General features: G+C 73.4%; 21 protein-coding genes and 5 pseudogenes. 8 read left to right on the forward strand and 18 right to left on the reverse strand.

Annotation, left to right across the window (positions count from 1 at the left end):
• Positions 1–94: 94 nt before the first annotated feature.
• The 11 genes and pseudogenes from G5V59_RS15095 to G5V59_RS15140 all read right to left on the reverse strand — a co-directional run bounded on the left by G5V59_RS15095 (position 95) and on the right by G5V59_RS15140 (position 6273).
• On the reverse strand, positions 95–808 hold the full coding sequence (locus G5V59_RS15095; RefSeq protein ID WP_341351218.1) for an LLM class flavin-dependent oxidoreductase: 714 nt from the start codon (positions 806–808) through the stop codon (positions 95–97).
• Positions 798–1265: pseudogene (locus tag G5V59_RS15100) on the reverse strand (LLM class flavin-dependent oxidoreductase); the annotation flags it as partial. The gene G5V59_RS15095 and the pseudogene G5V59_RS15100, both read right to left, overlap by 11 nt.
• Positions 1256–1996: a hypothetical protein gene (locus tag G5V59_RS15105; protein WP_278256983.1), complete on the reverse strand. Its 741-nt coding sequence runs from the start codon at positions 1994–1996 to the stop codon at positions 1256–1258. The gene G5V59_RS15105 and the pseudogene G5V59_RS15100, both read right to left, overlap by 10 nt.
• Positions 1927–3000 (reverse strand): LLM class flavin-dependent oxidoreductase, encoded by a 1074-nt coding sequence (locus G5V59_RS15110; protein ID WP_278256984.1) that lies wholly within the window; start codon positions 2998–3000, stop codon positions 1927–1929. The genes G5V59_RS15105 and G5V59_RS15110 overlap by 70 nt, the downstream gene beginning before the upstream one ends.
• 134 nt (positions 3001–3134) lie before the next feature.
• Positions 3135–3677, reverse strand: a pseudogene (locus tag G5V59_RS36745) (LLM class flavin-dependent oxidoreductase); the annotation flags it as partial.
• The gene (locus G5V59_RS15115) at positions 3667–4218 is read right to left on the reverse strand and encodes a hypothetical protein (RefSeq protein WP_278259861.1); all 552 of its coding nucleotides are present in this window, start codon (positions 4216–4218) and stop codon (positions 3667–3669) included. The gene G5V59_RS15115 and the pseudogene G5V59_RS36745, both read right to left, overlap by 11 nt.
• Positions 4136–4585 (reverse strand): acyl-CoA dehydrogenase family protein, encoded by a 450-nt coding sequence (locus G5V59_RS15120; RefSeq protein WP_278256985.1) that lies wholly within the window; start codon positions 4583–4585, stop codon positions 4136–4138. Before G5V59_RS15120 ends, G5V59_RS15115 begins: the two co-directional genes overlap by 83 nt.
• Complete coding sequence (locus G5V59_RS15125) at positions 4549–4998, reverse strand: hypothetical protein (RefSeq protein ID WP_278256986.1); 450 nt, start codon at positions 4996–4998, stop codon at positions 4549–4551. The genes G5V59_RS15120 and G5V59_RS15125 overlap by 37 nt, the downstream gene beginning before the upstream one ends.
• Positions 4995–5300: a hypothetical protein gene (locus G5V59_RS15130; protein WP_278256987.1), complete on the reverse strand. Its 306-nt coding sequence runs from the start codon at positions 5298–5300 to the stop codon at positions 4995–4997. Before G5V59_RS15130 ends, G5V59_RS15125 begins: the two co-directional genes overlap by 4 nt.
• Positions 5297–5998: a hypothetical protein gene (locus G5V59_RS15135; protein ID WP_278256988.1), complete on the reverse strand. Its 702-nt coding sequence runs from the start codon at positions 5996–5998 to the stop codon at positions 5297–5299. Before G5V59_RS15135 ends, G5V59_RS15130 begins: the two co-directional genes overlap by 4 nt.
• On the reverse strand, positions 5995–6273 hold the full coding sequence (locus tag G5V59_RS15140) for a hypothetical protein (protein ID WP_278256989.1): 279 nt from the start codon (positions 6271–6273) through the stop codon (positions 5995–5997). The genes G5V59_RS15135 and G5V59_RS15140 overlap by 4 nt, the downstream gene beginning before the upstream one ends.
• Before the next feature lie 146 nt (positions 6274–6419).
• On the opposite strand from G5V59_RS15140, the gene G5V59_RS15145 reads away from it, so the two are divergent.
• The 4 genes from G5V59_RS15145 to G5V59_RS15160 are packed head-to-tail and all read left to right on the forward strand — an operon-like array spanning position 6420 to position 7954.
• Entirely contained in the window at positions 6420–6611 is a 192-nt protein-coding gene (locus G5V59_RS15145; RefSeq protein WP_278256990.1) for a hypothetical protein, read from the forward strand.
• Positions 6608–7009 carry a LysR substrate-binding domain-containing protein gene (locus G5V59_RS15150; RefSeq protein ID WP_278256991.1) on the forward strand — a complete coding sequence of 134 codons (402 nt, stop codon included), beginning with the start codon at positions 6608–6610 and terminating at the stop codon, positions 7007–7009. Before G5V59_RS15145 ends, G5V59_RS15150 begins: the two co-directional genes overlap by 4 nt.
• Entirely contained in the window at positions 7006–7377 is a 372-nt protein-coding gene (locus G5V59_RS15155; RefSeq protein WP_341350951.1) for a hypothetical protein, read from the forward strand. The genes G5V59_RS15150 and G5V59_RS15155 overlap by 4 nt, the downstream gene beginning before the upstream one ends.
• A gap of 10 nt (positions 7378–7387) precedes the next feature.
• The gene (locus G5V59_RS15160; protein ID WP_278256992.1) at positions 7388–7954 is read left to right on the forward strand and encodes a hypothetical protein; all 567 of its coding nucleotides are present in this window, start codon (positions 7388–7390) and stop codon (positions 7952–7954) included.
• 85 nt (positions 7955–8039) lie between these two features.
• Here the strand turns inward: G5V59_RS15160 and G5V59_RS15165 are convergent, their stop codons facing one another.
• The 6 genes and pseudogenes from G5V59_RS15165 to G5V59_RS15190 form a co-directional block, all read right to left on the reverse strand.
• A complete protein-coding gene (locus tag G5V59_RS15165; protein WP_278256993.1) occupies positions 8040–8870 on the reverse strand; it encodes a hypothetical protein in 831 nt (276 codons plus the stop codon).
• Between the two features lie 26 nt (positions 8871–8896).
• Positions 8897–9340 (reverse strand): FMN-binding protein, encoded by a 444-nt coding sequence (locus tag G5V59_RS15170; RefSeq protein ID WP_278256994.1) that lies wholly within the window; start codon positions 9338–9340, stop codon positions 8897–8899.
• Positions 9276–10793 (reverse strand): hypothetical protein, encoded by a 1518-nt coding sequence (locus tag G5V59_RS15175; RefSeq protein ID WP_278256995.1) that lies wholly within the window; start codon positions 10791–10793, stop codon positions 9276–9278. The genes G5V59_RS15170 and G5V59_RS15175 overlap by 65 nt, the downstream gene beginning before the upstream one ends.
• Entirely contained in the window at positions 10790–11608 is an 819-nt protein-coding gene (locus G5V59_RS15180) for a uroporphyrinogen decarboxylase family protein (protein WP_278259863.1), read from the reverse strand. Before G5V59_RS15180 ends, G5V59_RS15175 begins: the two co-directional genes overlap by 4 nt.
• Complete coding sequence (locus G5V59_RS15185) at positions 11608–11985, reverse strand: uroporphyrinogen decarboxylase family protein (protein WP_341351219.1); 378 nt, start codon at positions 11983–11985, stop codon at positions 11608–11610. The genes G5V59_RS15180 and G5V59_RS15185 overlap by 1 nt, the downstream gene beginning before the upstream one ends.
• Positions 11986–12040: 55 nt before the next feature.
• Positions 12041–12394: pseudogene (locus tag G5V59_RS15190) on the reverse strand (uroporphyrinogen decarboxylase family protein); the annotation flags it as partial.
• A gap of 69 nt (positions 12395–12463) precedes the next feature.
• On the opposite strand from G5V59_RS15190, the gene G5V59_RS15195 reads away from it, so the two are divergent.
• From G5V59_RS15195 to G5V59_RS15210, 4 genes and pseudogenes are all read left to right on the forward strand, one after another.
• Positions 12464–12901 carry a DUF3000 family protein gene (locus G5V59_RS15195; protein WP_278256996.1) on the forward strand — a complete coding sequence of 146 codons (438 nt, stop codon included), beginning with the start codon at positions 12464–12466 and terminating at the stop codon, positions 12899–12901.
• 179 nt (positions 12902–13080) lie between these two features.
• Positions 13081–13476 (forward strand): annotated as a pseudogene (locus G5V59_RS15200) (ribonuclease D); the annotation flags it as partial.
• 82 nt (positions 13477–13558) lie between these two features.
• Positions 13559–13930, forward strand: a pseudogene (locus tag G5V59_RS36750) (HRDC domain-containing protein); the annotation flags it as partial.
• Complete coding sequence (locus G5V59_RS15210; protein WP_278259865.1) at positions 13917–14462, forward strand: hypothetical protein; 546 nt, start codon at positions 13917–13919, stop codon at positions 14460–14462. The pseudogene G5V59_RS36750 and the gene G5V59_RS15210, both read left to right, overlap by 14 nt.
• A gap of 541 nt (positions 14463–15003) precedes the next feature.
• On the opposite strand, the gene G5V59_RS15215 is transcribed toward G5V59_RS15210, so the two are convergent.
• On the reverse strand, positions 15004–15792 hold the full coding sequence (locus tag G5V59_RS15215; RefSeq protein WP_278256997.1) for a hypothetical protein: 789 nt from the start codon (positions 15790–15792) through the stop codon (positions 15004–15006).
• Between the last annotated feature and the right edge of the window lie 42 nt (positions 15793–15834).

Here is a 15834-nt window from a genome sequence, read left to right on the forward strand (position 1 = left end):
CGGTCCACGAGCGCGCCGTGCAGGTGCAGCGCCGCCGCCAGGGTGCGGCTGGCCGGCTTGGGGTTGCCGACGACGACGGCGGTGCTGATCGCGCTCACCTGGCGGCCCGCCCGACGCTGGCGAACGGAACGGAGGAGGAGTGGTGCCGCTGCGGGCGCTCGTCCTTCCACAGCCCGCGCTCGGCGAGGATCGGCAGCACGCCCTCGCCGAACCAGTAGGCGCCCTCCAGGTGCGGGTAGGCCGACAGCACGAACTCGTCCAGGCCGAGCGCGGCGTACTCCTGGATCCGGTCGGCGACCTCCTCGTGGCTGCCGACGAGCGCAGTGCCCGCCCCGCCGCGGACCAGGCCGACGCCGGCCCAGACGTTGGGGTAGATCTCCAGGTCGTCGGTCCGCCCGCTGTGCAGGTCGAGCATCCGGCGCTGGCCCTCGGACTCGCTGCGCCGCAGCCCGTCCTGCACCTGCTTGATGGTCTCCGGGTCGATGCCCTTCAGCAGCCGGTCGGCCTCGGCCCACGCCTCCTCGGAGGTGTCCCGGGTGATGACGTGCATCCGGATCCCGAAGCGGATCGGCCGGTGGTCGGGGCCGCGGCCCTCGGCGGCGGCGAGCTCGCGGATCCACGCGATCTTCTCCGCGACGGCCTGCGGCGGCTCGCCCCAGGTGAGGTAGACGTCGGCGTGCTCGGCCGCGACCTTGCCGGCCGCGGGCGAGGAGCCGCCGAAGTAGATGTCCGGCACCGGGTCCGGGAGCCTGGCCGAGCCTGGCCGACTCGACCGAGAGGTGCTTGCCGGTGAAGTCGACGGTCTCACCGGTCCACAGCCGGCGCACGATCTCCAGGAACTCCCCGCAGCGCTCGTAGCGCTCCTGCTTGTCCAGGAAGTCGCCGAACATGCGCTGCTCGTGACTCTCGCCGCCGGTGACGACGTTGAGCAGCAGTCGCCCGTTGGTGAGGTTCTGGAAGGTGCCCGCCATCTGCGCCGCGAGGTACGGCGCGACGATCCCCGGCCGGAAGGCGACCAGGAACTTGAGCCGCTCGCTGGTCTGGCTGAGCATGGCCGTGCTCAGCCAGGCGTCCTCGCACCAGGCGCCGGTGGGTGTCAGCGCCGCCTCGAAGCCGTTGTCCTCGGCGGCCCGGGCGACCTGGGTCAGGTAGGCGACGTCGGCCGGGCGTCCGGCGGTGCCGGTGTTGACGCCGTGGCCGCCGCCGACGACGTGGCGACCGTCGCCGCCGTTGGTGGGCAGGAACCAGTGGAACTTCAGGGACATCGCGATCTTTCTCGGGTCTGGCTCAGATCTGGCCGTGGTTGGGGGGCGGGGTGCCGTCGATGGCGAAGCGACCGAGGTGGTGCACCTTCCAGCCGGCGGGGTCGTGCAGGGTGTGCGTGCGCGCGTTGCGCCAGTGCCGGTCGAGGTCGAGGGAGCGCAGCGCCGAGCGGGTGCCCGCGACCTCGAACAGCCGGCTGGAGGCCTCGAGCGAGGCGGCGGTCGTGGACGCACGGGCGGCCGCGACGGCCAGGCTGGCCTCCGCAGCGGTGGCCGCGGTGAGGTCCGCCCGGGCCCGGTCGACCGCGCGACCGGCCTCGGCGAGCAGCGCCTCGGCGGCACGCACCTGCAGACCGACCTCGCCGAAGGCCTGCACGACGAGCGGGTCGCCGGCGGCACCGTCGGTGTCGTAGAGCGCCAGCGCGTCCGGGTAGGGCCGGCTCCTCGTGGTGACGAAGGATGCCGCGTCCCGCAGCGCGGCGCGGGCGATGCCGGCATCGATCGCGGCGTGCAGGAGCCTGGGCGAAGGCGCCGTAGACCTGGGGCCGCTCGAACGTCAGGTGGTACGGCGTGACGCGCTCCCCCGCGACCCGGACCCGCTCGAGGCGGACCGTGCCGCTGGCCGTCGTGCGCTGGCCGAGGCCGTCCCAGTCGTCGATCACCGTCACCCCGTCGGCATCGCGCTCGACCCAGGCGACGACGAGCGGACCGCCCTCGCCCTGGTGGGCCAGCACGGGGATCCAGTGCGCGAGGTAGGCGCCCGTCGCGTAGCCCTTCTCGCCGTCCAGCAGCCAGCCTGCCGGCACGCTCGGGGTCGGGTCGCAGGGTGGTGGCGTGCTCGCGCACGTGGGCGCTCTTGACCTCCGACTGCGCGTTGCCGAACCTCTTGCCGGCGAGCACCTCCCCGAGCAGGAAGGACTTCTGCTCCTCGGTGCCCTGCTCGACGAGCGCGTTGACGTAGACCCAGTGGCTGTGCGGGATCTGCGCGACGTTCGGGTCGCCGGTCGCGACCAGCCGCACCACCTCGGTGAGCACCGCGGCACCGAGCCCGGGACCGCCGTACGCGACCGGGACGGTGATCGCCAGCAGGCCGGAGGCGGAGAGCGCCTCGACCTCGGCGACCGGCAGCCGGCGCTCCCGGTCGCGCAGCGCCGACTCCTCCGCAAAGCGCTCCGCCAGCCCGGCGGCGGCAGCGACGGCGGACTCGGCGGTGTGGCGAGGGGGTGCCTCGACGGTCATCAGACCCGCTCCAGGCTCCGCGGCCTCCAGGCTCGCGCACGAGCGGCAGCACCTCGCGGCCGAAGTACTCCACGTCCTCCAGGTAGTGCAGGAAGCCCAGCAGGAACAGGTTCACGCCGCGCTTCTTGTACTCGATGATCCGGGTGGCGATCTGCTCGGGCGTGCCGATCAGGCCGGTGCGGAAGCCGTCGTTGTACTGCACCAGGTCGGCGAACTCCGAGTCCTGCCACATGCCCTTCTTGTCACCGGTGCTCTGGCCGGCCTGCTTGACGGCGGCACCGAAGCCCTCGACGGCCTCGCGGTCGGCCTTGTCGACGATCTCGCGCAGCACGTCGCGGGCCTCGGTCTCGGTGTCGCGGCCGATGAAGAACCCGTTGAGGCCGAAGCGCACCTTGCGCCCGTGCACGGTGGCGACGTCGGTGACGTCGTTGATCTGCTCGGAGATGCCCTCGGGGGTGTTGCCGTTGGCGAAGTACCAGTCCGAGACCCGGCCGGCCATGCCGCGGGCGTCGGTGGAGTTGCCGCCCTGGAAGATCTCCGGGTGCGGCCGGTCCGGCGAGCCTGAGCGGCTTCGGCTTCAGGTCGAAGTCGTGCAGGCGGTAGAAGTCGCCGTTGAGTACCGGCGTGCTCGGAGGTCCAGATCTCGCGCACGTAGCGGATGAACTCCTCCGCGCGGCGGTAGCGCTCGCCGTGCTCGAGCCACGGCTCGCCGGAGCTGGTGAACTCGTCCTTGAACCAGCCGCTGACGACGTTGATCGCCGCCCGGCCACCCGAGATCTGGTCGGCGGTGGCGATGAACTTGGCGAGCACGCCGGGCTGCCACAGACCCGGGTGGACCGCGGCGATGACCTTGAGCCGCTCGGTGGCGAGCAGCAGCGCGAGGCTGAAGCCTGGTCGACTCGTGCTGGTACGCCGCGCCGTACGACGCGATGTAGCGCACCTGGGAGAGGGCGTACTCGAAGCCGTTGTTCTCGGCGAGACGGGCGAGCCTGGACGTTGTAGTCGTAAACCCAGTCGGTGCGCTGCTCGATCTTGCTGACCACCAGCCCCCCGCTGACGTTGGGGACCCAGTAGGCGAACTTGAGCGGCTGCGCGAAGGCCTCGCGGTCGAAGATCTCGGTCATGGTGCGTCTCCAGGGAATCGGTCGAGCATAAGTCGAGTAGTTCAATAGACATTACTGGAAGATCGGCGTCTGGCAAGACGCAGAGGGGTCGCCGGCCCCGTGGAACCGACGACCCCGTGAAAGGCGGGACCTTTCACCCTGCGGTGCGCCCGATCGCCCATGCGTACGGCGGCGGGGTGCCGTTGACGAGATGGCCGCCCACCACCCGCGCCTTGAGGATGCGCGGGTTGTGCGAGGAGACCGTGCGGGCGTTGCGCCAGTGCCGGTCCAGGCCCTTCGACAGCGCCGTGCCCGACGCGCCGAGGGTGTCGAACAGGTCGGTCGTCAGGTCCAGGACGAGCCTGGGTGACGACGACCTGGGCGGCCGAGGACTCGATCTCGGCGCGCTCGTTGGCGGCCGCCACCTGCTCGGGCAGTCCCTCCGCGAGCGGGGCCAGGTCGGCGACCTCCTGGATCGTCCCCGCCACCCGCAGGGTGGCCGCCTCGGCGGCGAACACCGCGGCGGAGGCCTCACCGATCCGGGCCAGCACCTGCGGGTCGTCGCGGACCCGCGCGGCGTTGGCGTGGGAGTAGTTCCGCTCCCGGTTGCGCACGTGCTCGACGAAGTCCGCGAGCGCGGCCTTGCCGATGCCGGTCAGCACCGCCAGCAGGTTCAGGCTGGTAGAGCGCGGTCTGGTACGGGAAGCGCTCGCCGAAGGCCAGCACGTGCTCCGCCGGCACGATCGCGGCGTCGAAGCTCGTCGTGCCGCTGCCCGTGCCGCGCTGGCCGAAACCGTCCCAGTCGTCGGTGACGGTGACCTCCGGCTCGCGGGTGTCCACCAGCGCGATCGCGAAGTCGGGCTCCTGCCCGGGCCGCTCCCGCTTCGCGTACACGTCGGCCCACTCGGCGTAGATCGTGCCGGTCGTGTAGAACTTGCTGCCCGTCAGCCGGTAGGAGCCGTCCGGCTGCGCGGAGAGCACCGTCGACTGGGTGTCGATCGAGGTGGCGCCGACCTCCGACCACGCGTTGCCGGCGATCTCGCCGTCCGCGAAGCGCTCGAACCAGGCCCGCTGGTCGCGGCCCCGGGCGTGCTGCCAGAGCCGGTCCTCGACCAGGGCGGCGTGCCCGCGCAGCGCCTGCGGCAGGTTGCTGTCCGCGGCCGCGAGGTCGATCCAGAGCCTGCGTGAGCTCGGGCACCGTCACCCCGCGGCCGCCGTACTGGGTCGGGACGCGCAGCGCCCCGAAGCCGCGCTCCTTGAGCCGGCGCACCTCCTGGTCGGGCAGCACGTCGTCGGTCTCGCGCTGCAGCGTGCCGAGGCCGATCTCCTCGAACACCGGCCCGTACGACGCGCGGAGGCTCCTCGAGCAGGGTGCGGGAGTCCGTGATGCTCATCGCCGCCTCCTCACGTGTACCAGGTCGGCTCGGGCAGACTCGCCGAGCAGCGCGTAGCGGCCCACCTCCGCGCGCTTGTGCGCGACCGGGTCGTGCAGGCTGTGCGTGCGGATGTTGCGCCAGAAGATGTCGAGGCCGACCGAGCTCGCGGTCGCCCGGGCCCCGGTGACGTCGTAGACCCGGGTGCCGATCTCCAGGCCGGTGTCGATCGCGACCTGCTTGGCCGCGGCGATGACGACCTCCGCCTCGCCGCGCTCGGCCTCGGTGACGGTGTCGGCGTGCGCGTTGATCGCCTCGATCAAGGTGGCGGCCCGTTCGGCCAGCGCCTCGGCGGCCCAGAGCCTTGGAGCGCAGGTCGCCGTAGGTCTCCAGGATGTAGAACTCCTGGGTCGCCGACTCCTTGAGGTCCGGCGTGTAGGGCCAGGGCCGGGTCTTCTCCCGGGTGTACGTCGCGGCGGTCGCCAGCGCACCCTCGGCGATGCCGAGGTAGATGTTGGCGAAGATGAGACTGGATCAGCGGCACGTTGAGGGTGTTGTAGACCCGCGGCTGGAACTCCCAGCCGGCGTCGGTCCGCACGTAGCCCGCGGCGGCCTCCCAGGGCACCCGGACGCCGTCGATCACGACCCCGCCGCTCTCGGTGAGGCGCTGGCCCAGGGTGTCCCAGTCGCCCTTGAAGCGGATCGCCTCCTGGTCGGTCGGGACGATCGCGAAGACGTGCTTGCCCTCGTGACCAGCGCCCTCCAGCACACCCTCCAGCACGGTGACGTCCGAGATCCGGCCGCCGGTGGAGAAGGACTTCTCGCCGCGGAAGACGATCTCCTCGCCCTCGTCGGTGATGAGCAGGTCCGCGTCGCGCGGGTTGACCGCGCCGCCGAAGAACCACTGCTCCTTGGTCGCCTGCTCCTCGACCGCGGCGATCTGCTCCGGCGTGCCGACCAGGCGCACGGCCCAGAACCACAGCAGGTGGTAGCCCAGCAGCCTGGCCGATCGAGCCGTCACCGGCGCTGACCGCACGGATGACCCGCAGCGCGGTCGTCCAGTCCTGACCGCCCCCGCCGTGCTCGGCCGGGCCGAGCAGGGTCACCAGGCCGGACTCCTTGAGCAGCCGCACCTCCGCGGTCGGTACGGCGAGCGCGCGGTCGCGCTCGACCGCGTCGGCCGCCAGCGTGGTGGCCACCTGGCGGGCGCGCTCGACCCACTCCTCGGGGGAGGCTCGGGCGTTCGGTCCAGCCGCCGGCGGCGGTGCCGCGGGGAGCAGTCAGGTCTGCGGTCATGGACGATCTCTCCTCAGGTCCGGGTTCGTGTTACTGTTTGTCTACAGACTTACTTGACTTAGCGGGAGCGACAACCCCTGCCGCGGCAGGATTCGCCGATCGCGGTATCGGCCGGAGCACTCAGGGCCAGGAATCAGGAGCACGACATGCGGATCGAACAGCCTGGAGTACCTCGCCGCGGTGACGCAGCACGGCTCGCTCCGCCGCGCCAGCGAGAAAGCCTGCACCTGTCCCAGCCCGCCCTGAGCGAGGCGATCACCAAGGCTCGAGCGCGAGCTCCGGGTCACCCTGCTCGACCGGCGCCGCTCCGGCGCCCGGATCAGCCGCGAGGGCCGTGAGTCTGCTGCCCTACATGACCGAGGTGCTCGCCGCCGTCGACCGGCTGCGCACCGCCGCGGGCGACCAGCGCGTCGACACCCGGGTGATCCGGGTCGGCACCGTGCACGCCGCGACCTCGACCCTGCTCGTGCCCGCCGTGCGCAACTTCCAGGAGCGGCACCCCGGCACCACCGTCGAGGTGCTCACCCTCCAGCAGGCGCAGATCGACGAGCAGGCTCGCCGAGGGCACCCTCGACCTCGGCCTCGTCAACGTGCTCGACGGGGACGACGCGCCGATCGGCCTCGACGGGACCGACCTCCTGCACGGCCGGCCGGTGGCCGTGCTGCCGGCGGGCCACGCGCTCACCGCCCGCCCGCAGGTGACGATCGACGAGCCTGCGCCTGGAGCGCTTCGTGATGATGCGCGCCGGCTACGTCATGCACCGCTACGTCCATCGCGCCTTCGGGCCCGAGGTGCCGCCCGCCGCCCACAGCACCGACGGCGCGGAGATGGGCAAGGCCCTGGTCGCCGAGGGCGTCGGCGTGACGATCCTGCCCGACTACTCCGTCATCGGCTGCCCGCTGCACCGGGTCGGGATGATCGAGTCCCGCCCGATCGCCGGCAACCAGACCTTCGTCACCCTGCAGCCTGCGCCAGCGCAAGACGCTGCAGCAGCCGCTCCCCGTGCGCGAGTACGCAGAACGCGCTGGCCGCGCGCGCCGCGGAGTACCGCGCCTCGACCGCGGGGACCAGCGCCAGCGCGGCGTCCTGAGCGACGTCGGTGAGAATGGGGCGGTGACCGACCGCCTCGCCGTGCTCATCGACGCCGACAACACCTCCCACCGCTACGTCGGCGACCTGCTCGCCGAGCCTGGCGAAGTACGGCCGGCCGACCGTCAAGCGTGCCTACGGCGACTGGACCGCCGACGGGCTGCGCGGCTGGAAGGCCAAGCTCAACCGGCACGCGATCAGCCCGGAGCAGACCTTCGCCTACACCGTCGGCAAGAACTCCACCGACTCGGCGCTGATCATCGACGCGATGGACCTGCTCTACTCCGGCAACGTCGACGCCTTCGCGATCGTGTCCAGCGACAGCGACTTCACCCGGCTGGCGACGCGGCTGCGCGAGTCCGGCAAGACGGTGTACGCCGTCGGGCGCTCCAACACCCCGATCGCGCTGCAGGAGGCGTGCGACCGGTTCATCCGGCTCGAGTCTGCTCGACCCCTCCCCCGAGGAGTCCGCCGGGACCGACGACGAGCGCACCGCCGAGCCGGCCACCCTGCCGAACCTGCAGAGCCTGCTCACCCGCGCCGTCAACAACGCCTCCGACGACGAGGGGTGGATCCCGCTGGGGACGCTGAGCAACTACCTGCGCACGGCGAGCCCGGCCTTCGACCCGCGGCTCTACGGCTTCCCGCGGCTGCTGCCGCTGGTCGAGGCGCAGGCCTATCTGACGACGGCCGGCAGCGGCGGCAGCACCCGGGTGGGCCTCAAGGGCAAGGTGCCGGACGAGCCGCCGGCGAGGAAGGCCGCGCCCAAGAAGAAGGCGCCGGCGAAGAAGGCCGCACCCAAGAAGTAGCGCCTGCCGCGTCGACGAGGAGCGCGGTCCGCCCGCGCGCGGCCAGCCACCCGGCGGCGTCCGCGCCGAGCACGAAGGCGGTGGTCGCCTCGATGTCCGCACTCACCACGTCCGGCGCGAGCACGCTCACCTGGCGCAGCGCCGTCGCGGGCCGTCCGGTGCGCGGGTCGAGGATGTGCGGGCCGCGGTGCACCGTGCCCGACGTCGCGACCGCCCCCTCCCCCACCGGTACGACGGCCAGCACCCGCGTCACGTCCCGCGGGTCCTCGATGCCGATCCGCCACGGCGCCGCCCCCGGCACCCGGGTCCGGCCGACCAGGTCGCCCCCGGCGGACAGGCAGTAGTCGATGCCCGGGAGGGCGTCGAGGACCGCGGCCGCCCGGGCCACCGCCCAGCCCTTCACCACCCCGGACGGGTCCGGCCCGCCGCCGTACGACGACCGGACGGCGGCGATGTCGAAGGCACCGCCGGAGGCGAGCCGCGCGTCCTCGGCCAGGGCGAGCACCTCGGCCACCTCGGGCGGAGCGTCCGCGAGCGCCAGGCTCGCCCCTCCCCCAGCGGTTGATCACCGAGTCCGGCCGGTAGGTGCTGAACACCTCGTCGGCCCGGCGCAGCCCGGCGACCGCCTCCGCCCAGGCGGCGTCGAGCGCGTCGTCGGTCACCGGGCCGCGGACGGCCAGGCTGACGACGGTGCCCATCACCTCCACGGCGCGGCGGCGGGTGGTCACAGGCCCGCCGCGTCGAGCGCGCTCTGCAGGGACTCGCGGTAGCCCTCGCTGGTCACCGTCGCGCCGCTGACCATGTCGATCGAGGCGCTCTGCGCGTCCAGCGTCTCCTGGACCAGGATCGGCAGGGCGGAGGAGTTGATCTCCAGGTCCCGCCCGTTGCCCGAGGGGTAGACCGGCACGTCCACCGCGGTGATCCTCCCACCGGACACGGTGAGCGCGACCTGGACCGGGCCCCAGCGGGTGTCCACGCTGTCTCCCGTGACGGACGAGCCGGAGGAGCCGGAGGAGCCGGAGGACCCGGAGGAGCCGGTCGAGCCGGAGGAGCCCGTCGTTCCGCTCCCGGCGACCGGGAGCGAGCCCGCGACCGTCGTACGGTCACCGGCGGCGAGGTCGCTCGGGCCGCTGGTCGAGGTGTGGTAGCCGAGGAGCAGCACGAGCACCGAGACGGTGCTGGCGGCCCAGAGGGCGATACGGCGCATGGAGGTCACCACTCGAAGGTCTCGATGTGCAGGCTGGTCGTCGGGGACGCCGGCTGCGACGGCAGCGGAACGGACCAGGGCGGTCCAGCCCGGAGGCCCGCAGAGGTAGACGTCGCGCTCGGCGATGTCGGGGATCCAGCCGCGGAGCGCGCTCACGTCGTCCACCGGGGCGGACAGGTGCGGCAGCCAGGAGTCGTCGGCACGGCGCGGGCCGGGCAGCCGGAGCACCTGGACGCCGCGCTCGCGGGCGATCCGGTCGACCTCGGCGGCGAAGAGGGGGTGCTGCTGGTGGCGCTCGACGTACACCGCCTCGCCGGGCGCGTAGGCCATGCCCTCCAGCAGGGCGCGCAGCGGCGTGACACCGACGCCCGCGCCGAGGAAGGCGACCCGGCGGGCCACCCGGGCGCGCGGGGTGAGCCGGCCGTAGGGCCCCTCCACGAGGGCGCGCGTGCCTGGCCGCAGCCCGGCGACCGCGCGGCTGTCGACACCGGCGCCGGCGACGGTGATCCGCAGGGAGCGGCCGTCGGGGGCGGCGGAGAGGGAGTACGGGTGGGAGCGCGACTGCCCCGGCACGCCGAGGAAGCGCCAGCCGAGGAACTGGCCCGGCTCGATCCGCAGGCTTGTCCAGGCGGCGGCCGGTCAGGTAGACCGACCAGACGCCGGGCGCCTCGACGGCGACCGAGGTGACCCGCAACCGGTGCCGGACGTTGACGAGCACCGGCAGCCCGACCCGCCAGAGCAGCACGGCGGCCACCGCGAGCCCCCACGCGCCCCACCAGAAGACGGTGCGCGAGGCAGAGGTCGCGAGCCTGCTGACCGGTCCAGAGCCTGGTGCGGCAGGGCCAGCCCGACGCCGAGGTAGGCGTAGAGGTGCATCAGGTGCCAGGAGGCGTAGCGCAGCCGGCGCCGGGCCGCCCGCACGCTGGTCACCACGACGAGAACCAGGCAGACGAGGCCCGCGAGCGCCAGCAGCATGCCCGGCTCGTCCCAGGTCAGCCTCCACGCGGTGCGCGGCACGGCGGCGAGCGAGCCCGCGGCGTACCCCCACGTGACGGTGAGGACGTGCACCAGCACCAGGTTGAACGAGGTGAAGCCGACCGTCCGGTGCAGCGCGGTGAGCCGGTCCTGGCCGAAGGCCCGCTCCAGGACCGGCACCCGGGCCATCAGCACCACCTGCGCGAGCAGCAGGACCGAGCCGGCGAGGCCGGAGAGCCTGGCCCAGCCCGGTGAGCAGGGCACCGGCGCTGTTGAGGGCGGACAGGCCGCCGTCGGCGACCCACCAGTAGGTGACGAGCAGCAGGCCCGCCCACAGGGCGAGCCCCGCGCCGAGCCGGATCCCGGCATCGAGGCTCGCCGCGCGGGGCCGGGCCGGCAGGCCGGTCGCGGGAGCCCAGCCGGGCGCGGCCGTGGTCATGAGGTCGCCGCGCCAGAGCCCTGGTCGGGCGCCTGCTGGTCCTGCTGCTGGTCCTGCTGCTGGCCGGGGAGCACGCCGCCCTGCTGACCACCCGGCGGCGCGGGCCGGTCGCCGTCGCCGAACCGGTGGTCGCCGAAGCGCCCGCCGTCCTGTCCGGCGTCCTGCCCGGTGCTCTGGGCATCGTCCCCGGCCGTGACGTGGCCGATCGCGAAGCCGCCCGCGCCGGCCACCCCGGCGACGACCGCGGCGGCCGCGACGGCAGCGGCCGCCCGGGCCCGGCGCCGCTTCGCGACGGGCGCGGCGAGGACCGGGTAGGCGCCGGTCTCCGGCGGCGGGGGTACGTCGGCGGGGGCCGCAGGTGGGGCGGGCGTCTCGGCCGCGGTGTCCTCGGGCTGCTCCCAGCGGTTGCCGGAGGCACCGGCACGCAGCGGCTCGGTCTCGGGAGTGGGGTTCTTCTCGTCCATGGCCCCAGTGTCGGAGCCGTCTGTGGGACCGCCCTGTCGGGCGGCTGTGGGCTCCCTGTGGAGCCCGCGACTCAGCCCAGCGGGTAGGTCTGCACGAACTCCGTCAGCCGCGCGAGCCTGATCGGGGTCGGTGCTCGGGATCACCCCGTGGCCCAGGTTGAACACGTGCCCACGGGCGGCCCGGCCGGCCTCGATCACCTCGGCGGCGCGGGCGGTCATCACCTCGGTCGGCGCGAAGACGAGGGTCGGGTCGAGGTTCCCCTGCACGGCGCGGTCGCCGACGACCGGGATCGCCCGGTCCAGCGGGGTGCGCCAGTCGACGCCGACCACGTCGGCACCGGCCTCCCCCATCAGGTCGAGCAGGTTCGTCGTACCGACGCCGAAGTGGATCCTCGGCACACCCAGGCTCGCCGACACGGGCGAGCACCCGGGCGGAGTGCTGTTGGACGTGTCGGACGTAGTCGGCGGGCGTGAGCGCGCCGGCCCAGGAGTCGAAGAGCCTGGATCGCGGACGCGCCCGCCGCCACCTGGGTCTCCAGGAAGACCGCCGCGATGTCGGCGATCTTCCTCATCAGCGCGTCCCAGACCTCCGGCGCGCCGAACATCAGCGCCTTGGTCTTGGCGTGCTCCTTCGACGGCCCGCCCTCGACGAGGTACGACGCCACGGTGAACGGCGCGCCCGCGAACCCGATCAGCGGGGTGCCCCCGTTGATCCCGGCGAGTCTCACCGGTCAGCGCTCGGACCGCCTCGGTGATGAACGGGATCTGCTCCGGGGTCAGGTCCGGGATCGCGGCGACGTCGTCGAGCGTGCGGACCGGGTTCGCGACCACCGGACCGACACCGGGCACGATGTCGAGGTCGACCCCGACGGCCTTGAGCGGCAGCACGATGTCGGAGAAGAAGATCGCCGCGTCCACGCCGTAACGGCGCACGGGCTGGAGCGTGATCTCGGTGATCGACTCGGCGTTCATGCAGGACTCGAGCATGCCGACGCCCTCGCGCACCTTGAGGTACTCCGGCAGCGAGCGGCCCGCCTGGCGCATGAACCAAACGGGCGTGTGCGGCACGGCCTCCCCGCGAGCGGCCTTCAGGAAGGCGCTGTTGCTGAGGGAGGAGTCGGCGGGCGCGGTCGTCACGGAGCAAGGGTCTCAGGTGACCGGCGTGGGACGCACATCGATCCGCCCTCGCAGGCCTAGGGTGACCTCATGGTCGCTCGGCAAGAGACGCACCCGGGGTCCGGCGCTGCCGGGACCCCGCGGGAGTTCACCCAGGCAGTGGACAGCCTGCGCGCGGCGACCTTCCGCCCGGAGGTCTTCTGCGAGGAGATGCCCGCGCCGCAGCGCATCGCGCCGTACGCCACCGCCCTGTCGGCCGACGTCACCGTCGACGACGAGGAGGTCGCGACCGGGCGCCTGGTGGTGCTGCACGACCCCGCCGGCAACGACGCGTGGGCCGGCACCTTCCGCTGCGTGGCCTACTGCCGCGCCGAGATCGACAGCGACCTGGCGACCGACCCGCTGCTGACCGACGTGGGCTGGACGTGGCTGACCGACGCGCTCGCCGCCCACGGGGCCGAGTACGTCGCCGAGTCGGGCACCGTGACGCGGGTGGCCACCGAGAGCCTACGGCTCGATGGAGGGTGAGCCCGGCAACGCGCAGGCTGGAGATCCGGGCGTCCTGGACGCCGGTCGACAGCGCCGACCTGTCCTCCCACGCCGAGGCGTGGGGTGAGCCTGATGTGCACCGCCGGGGGCCTGGAGCCGGTGCCGGACGGGGTGGCCGTGATGCCGTCGCGCCGTGGCCAGCGGGGCGGCGCCGGCTGATGGTGGACCAGCCGGACGAGCAGGGAACCGAGGCGGAGGAGACTCCCCCGTCGAGTCTGCTGACCCTCGCCGGCGGGCTGCCGCCGGTCATCGACACCCCGGACGCGCTCGCGGCGTACTGCGCGGCGATCGCCGCGGGCTCCGGCCCGGTCGCCATCGACGCCGAGCGCGCCTCCGGCTACCGCTACTCCAACCGCGCCTACCTGATCCAGGTCAAGCGCGAGGGCGCCGGCATCGGGCTGATCGACCCGATCCCGTTCGAGGACCTCTCCCCCCTCGCCGAGGCGATCGGCGACAGCGAGTGGATCCTGCACGCCGCCACCCAGGACCTGCCGTGCCTGGCCGAGGTCGGCCTGCGCCCCGCGGCGCTCTTCGACACCGGTTCGGCGGGCCGGCTGCTGAACTACCCGCGCGTCGGGCTCGCGACCCTGGTCGAGGTCCTGCTGGAGCGGCAGGCTGCTCAAGGAGCACTCCGCCGTGGACTGGTCCACCCGGCCGCTGCCCGAACCGTGGCTGGAGTACGCCGCCCTCGACGTCGAGGTGCTGGTGGAGCCTGCGCAACCTGCTGGCTGCCCAGGCCTGGACGAGGCGGGCAAGGCCGACTGGGCGCGCCAGGAGTTCGAGAACCTGCGCGGCTTCGAGCCGACGGTCCGGGTGGACGCGTGGCGGCGGACGTCGGGCCTGCACAAGGTCCGTGGGCGTCGTACCCTCGGTGCGGTGCGCTCCCTGTGGGAGACCCGCGACCGGATCGCCCAGGAGCGCGACGTGACGCCCGGCCGGCTGATCCCGGACTCCGCCCTGGTCGCGGCGGCCACCGCGATGCCGGCCAGCCGCGGTGCGCTCATGTCCACCCCGGGCTTCCACGGGCGCGGCGCCTCCCGCTACGCCAACGAGTGGCTGGCGGCGGTCCGCACCGCCGCCGAGATGCCCGAGGAGGAGCCTGCCGACCCGGGTCTCGCACGGCGACGGCCCGCCCGCCCCGCGCGCCTGGGCCGACAAGGACCCGGTCGCGGCCCGGCGGCTCGAGCTCGCCCGGGCGGCCGTCGGCGAGCTCGCCGAGGAGCACCAGGTCCCGCTCGAGAACCTGCTCACCCCCGACACCCTGCGCCGCACGATGTGGACCCCGCCGTCGACCCGCGAGCCGGTCGAGTCTGCTGGAGGCGGTCATCGACCAGCCTGCACGCCCTGGGCGCGCGCAGGCTGGCAGGTGGGGCTCACCGCCCCCGCGCTCAGCCGCGCGATCCTGGAGGCCGAGCAGACCGCGAAGCGTCAGTCGCGCTTGCGGTCGTCGGTGGCCGAGCCGGAGGGCGACACCGAGCCGGAGGGCGACGCCGAGCCGGAGGGCGTGGCCGAGCCGGACGGGGACTCCGAGGGCTCGTAGTCCGGGTCGAGCAACGAGCGCGACTTCTCGTCGATCGCCGCGAGCGCCGCCTGCAGGTCCGGTACGTCGGGCAGGGTCAGCACCAGCGCCCGGATGTCCGGGGTCACCAGCGTCGCGAGCTCGTGGTTCTTCGTCATCAGCGGCGGCAGCACGATGGATCGCACGCCCTGGGTGAAGACCGTGGCGTGCTCGGGCGCCTGGTCGGGCTGCAGGAAGGCATCGGTCAGTGCGACGGTGAGCCGGGTCGGCTGGATGTAGCCGGTCTGCACCAGGGTGCGCACCGAGTCGTCGTCGACGAGGTAGGCTGAGGAAGTTCGCCGAGGCCTCCGCGCGGCTGGGCCGCCCGGGGGCGAGGCAGACGCCGCTGGTCTCGCCGACCGTCTTGGCCGCGCCGAGCGAGGGCATCGGCATCACGTCGAAGTCGATGCCGGCGGCGCGCAGCTCCGGGGTCAGCCCCCGGAAGCCGGCGATCATGGCGAGCTTTGCCGCGCTTGAACCACGACAGCGGCGTACGGGCGGCGAGCCTGCTTGGACGACAGCGTCAGCCGCGGGTCGCGCAGCAGACTCCAGGGTCTGGCGCAGCGCGTCGGTCGAGCCGTCCTCGCCGAGCGCGAGACTGGTCGGCTGGGTGTCGTCGTCGAAGACCTCGCCGCCGCCGGAGTAGATGAACGGCGCGAGGCCGCGCAGGGTGGGCTCGATGTAGACCCCGCGGGTGCCGGCGCGCGGCCGGCTGGCGAACTCCGCCGCGGCCCGGAACTCGCTGAAGTTCCACCCCGAGTGGTCCGGCTTCGGGACCGGCAGGTCCTGGGCCTTCATCGCGTCGAAGTCGACGAGCGCCTTGTTGTAGTAGATGACCATCGGCGAGACCGTGTACGGCATGCACTGCAGGTCGTCGTCGACCGAGAACGCCGCGACGGCCTCCCGGGCGAAGTCGTCGCCGATCGGGATCTCCCGCTCGTTGACGAGGTCCAGGAGCGGCTGGTTGCGCTTCTCCGCCATCGTGGCGGCCAGACTCCGAGCGCGGGAGCAGGTACAGGTCGGGCTTGGCCTTGCCGGCGCGCACGTCGGCGAGCATGGACTCCGCACTCGGCCGGGACGAGACCTTGACCCGGGTGTCCTTGCTGGCGGCGTTGTAGTCGTCGACCACCGACTGGTAGGCGGCGATCTCCTCCTTGCTGCCCCACACGGCGAAGTCGAGCTCGGTGAGCGTCGGCTTCGCGGGCGGCTTGGGGTGCGGCTTGTCCTCCTCCGCCCCGCGGGCCAGCACCATCATGCCGACCAGGACGCTCACCGCCACCACGACGACGACCGCACCGGTCCGCCAGCCCATCCGAGCCACGCGCGTCACCCTCGCTTCCCCCGCCCGACGGCG

This window comes from Nocardioides convexus (genome assembly GCF_011090295.1).

Coding starts and splice junctions, on each gene's coding strand:
- G5V59_RS15110 (WP_278256984.1), bottom strand. CDS start 3,000: ATGGCCGGCCGGGTCTCGGACTGGTACTTCGCCAACGGCAACACCCCC.
- G5V59_RS15125 (WP_278256986.1), bottom strand. CDS start 4,998: ATGAGCATCACGGACTCCCGCACCCTGCTCGAGGAGCCTCCGCGCGTC.
- G5V59_RS15140 (WP_278256989.1), bottom strand. CDS start 6,273: ATGACCGCAGACCTGACTGCTCCCCGCGGCACCGCCGCCGGCGGCTGG.
- G5V59_RS15145 (WP_278256990.1), top strand. CDS start 6,420: ATGCGGATCGAACAGCCTGGAGTACCTCGCCGCGGTGACGCAGCACGG.
- G5V59_RS15165 (WP_278256993.1), bottom strand. CDS start 8,870: ATGGGCACCGTCGTCAGCCTGGCCGTCCGCGGCCCGGTGACCGACGAC.
- G5V59_RS15175 (WP_278256995.1), bottom strand. CDS start 10,793: ATGACCACGGCCGCGCCCGGCTGGGCTCCCGCGACCGGCCTGCCGGCC.
- G5V59_RS15180 (WP_278259863.1), bottom strand. CDS start 11,608: ATGGGGGAGGCCGGTGCCGACGTGGTCGGCGTCGACTGGCGCACCCCG.
- G5V59_RS15195 (WP_278256996.1), top strand. CDS start 12,464: ATGGTCGCTCGGCAAGAGACGCACCCGGGGTCCGGCGCTGCCGGGACC.
- G5V59_RS15215 (WP_278256997.1), bottom strand. CDS start 15,792: ATGGGCTGGCGGACCGGTGCGGTCGTCGTCGTGGTGGCGGTGAGCGTC.